The sequence below is a fragment of the Cupriavidus basilensis genome (assembly GCF_029335485.1).
In the GTDB taxonomy this organism is placed as follows: domain Bacteria; phylum Pseudomonadota; class Gammaproteobacteria; order Burkholderiales; family Burkholderiaceae; genus Cupriavidus; species Cupriavidus basilensis_E.
The window spans coordinates 1-2,272 of the sequence record NZ_JARJLM010000499.1 but is presented as its reverse complement, the minus strand read 5'-3'; the positions used below and the strand labels follow the sequence as shown (position 1 = coordinate 2,272).

Annotated in this window: 2 protein-coding genes and 1 pseudogene; 2 read left to right on the top strand and 1 reads right to left on the bottom strand. The window is 67.7% G+C overall.

The features are described from left to right. A pseudogene (locus P3W85_RS30690) lies at nucleotides 1-745 on the top strand (prenyltransferase/squalene oxidase repeat-containing protein); the annotation flags it as partial. 29 nt (nucleotides 746-774) lie between these two features. Beyond that, on the top strand, nucleotides 775-1,452 hold the full coding sequence (locus P3W85_RS30685; protein WP_430869654.1) for a phosphorylase: 678 nt from the start codon (nucleotides 775-777) through the stop codon (nucleotides 1,450-1,452). Between the two features lie 146 nt (nucleotides 1,453-1,598). On the opposite strand, the gene P3W85_RS30680 is transcribed toward P3W85_RS30685, so the two are convergent. After that, a partial coding sequence (locus tag P3W85_RS30680) for an MlaA family lipoprotein (protein ID WP_276267532.1) occupies nucleotides 1,599-2,272 on the bottom strand: 674 nt, incomplete at its 5' end.

The following is a 2,272-nucleotide window of genomic DNA, read 5'->3' as shown; positions in this document are numbered from 1 at the left end:
GCGCTATGCCGAAGCCGTATCGCGCGCGCGCGAGTGGATTGCCGGCATGCAGAGCGGCAACGGCGGCTGGGGTGCGTTCGAGCCCGAGAATACGCACGAATACCTGAACAACATTCCCTTCTCCGACCACGGCGCGCTGCTCGACCCGCCCACCGCCGATGTCTCGGCGCGCTGCCTGTCGATGCTGGCGCAACTGGGCGAATCCGCTGCCAGCAGCGGCGCGTTCAAGCGCGCGCTGCGTTACCTGCTCGACGAGCAGATGGCCGATGGCAGCTGGTACGGCCGCTGGGGCACGAACTACATCTATGGCACCTGGAGTGCGCTGTGCGCGCTGAACGCCGCCGGCCTGGCTCCCGAGGCGCCGGAAATGCGCCGCGCCGCCGACTGGCTGGTCTCGGTCCAGAACGCCGACGGCGGCTGGGGCGAGGATGGCAGCAGCTACCGCCTCGACTACCAGGGCTACGAGCCCGCGCCAAGCGTGCCGTCGCAAACCGCCTGGGCCGTGTTGGGCCTGATGGCGGCCGGCGAGGTCGATCATCCCGCGGTGGCCCGGGGGATCGAATACCTGGTGCGCACGCAGCAGGCCGACGGCCTGTGGAAAGAGGCCCGCTTCACCGCCGTGGGCTTCCCGCGCGTGTTCTACCTGCGTTACCACGGCTACGCCCGCTTCTTCCCGCTCTGGGCGGTGGCCCGCTACCGCAACCTGCGGCGCGACGGTACACGGGCCGTGGCGTGGGGGATGTGACCGCAGCGGGTCCCGGCGGGTCGGCGCGCTTGCCGCAAGGGCGCGGCGCCGCGCCGGCGCTGGTGGTGACGGGCATGGGATTCGAGGCCCGCATCGCCGCCGGCGCGGGCGTGGAAACGCTCCATGGACACCGTGCCGAAGCACTGGCGCAAGCCCTGCGGCAGCGCCTGGCGCGCCCTTGTGCCGGCGTGGTCAGCTTTGGCGTGGCTGGCGGGCTGGATCCCGCGTTGTCGCCCGGCAGGGTGATCGTTGCCACCGGGGTTTGCGATGGCGGCATTCGCTTGCCTGTCGATGCGAGCTGGTCGCAGGCACTTTGCCTCGCCTTGCCTGAGGCCCTGTCCGGCGTTCTTGCCGGTACTGACGGGGCCGTGACTTCCATTGCCGGCAAGGCTGCGCTGCATGCAGCCAGTGGCGCGCTGGCGGTCGATATGGAGTCACATATCGCGGCGCGGGTGGCTCAGGAGTATGGCTTGCCCTTTGCGGCATGCCGTGTGGTGATCGACCCGGCTGGACGGCAGGTGCCGCCAGCGGCCGTGGCTGCCATGGGGGCTGACGGCAGCACCGATATGTGGGCGTTGCTGAAGGGCTTGCTGGCCGGACCCTGGCAGGTGCCGGATCTGATCCGGCTGGGGCGGGATGCGCGGGTGGCGAGGACCGCTTTGGAGCGTGTCAGAGGCAAGCTTGGGGTGGGGTTCGGGCTGCCTTGATCGGCATTCAACCTTTCGGCTTGCCTCGGGCGGGAGCGCCGGAATGCCTACGCCGGTAGCCCGGAAGCCGGAATCAAGCTCTCCAACCCTGCTTCACGTCCCTGGGCAGGGAACGTGAAGCCAGGCAAAGCAGGGTAAAGCCGGGTTCAGGGCTTCTTCTCTTCCCCCTCGGTGCCCTTGCTTCCCTCGGTTCCCTTGTTTCCCCCGCCGGCAGGCGCCTCTTCCATATCGCCATAATCCGGCAGCTTCCCCTGGCCGCCTTCAATCAGATAGCGCCTGCGCTGCAGGTAGCCATCCCGCACAAAGCTGTACTTGTCCAGCGCCGCCAGCGCCAGCAGATCGGTGGCGCCAAGCGCGTTGGTCCGCGCATCGAGGAAGGCCAGGCCATACAGGCCATAGCGCAGGTTGCTGTTGACGTAGGTGGTGGGGGAGAACTGGAAATTCACATAAAGCCCCAGGCCGTCGCGGATGGAGCTGGGGCCAAATAACGGTAAGACCAGGTAGGGGCCGGAGGGCACGCCCCACACGCCGAGCGTCAGGCCGAAGTCCTGGGAGTGCTTGCTCAGCCCGGCCGGCGTGGCGATGTCGATCAGGCCGCCGATGCCGAGCACCGAATTGACCGCCACCCGCATAAAGCTTTCCGCTGCGTCCACGCCCTTGCCTTGCAGCAGGTTGTTGACCATATTGCCGACGTCGCCGAGGTTCGAATAGAAATTGGTGACAGCAGTGCGCACCGGCTGCGGCGTGACGGCGCGATAGCCTTTGGCCAGCGGGATTGCCACATATTCGTCGGCCTTGTCGTTGACCTTGAAGACAACGC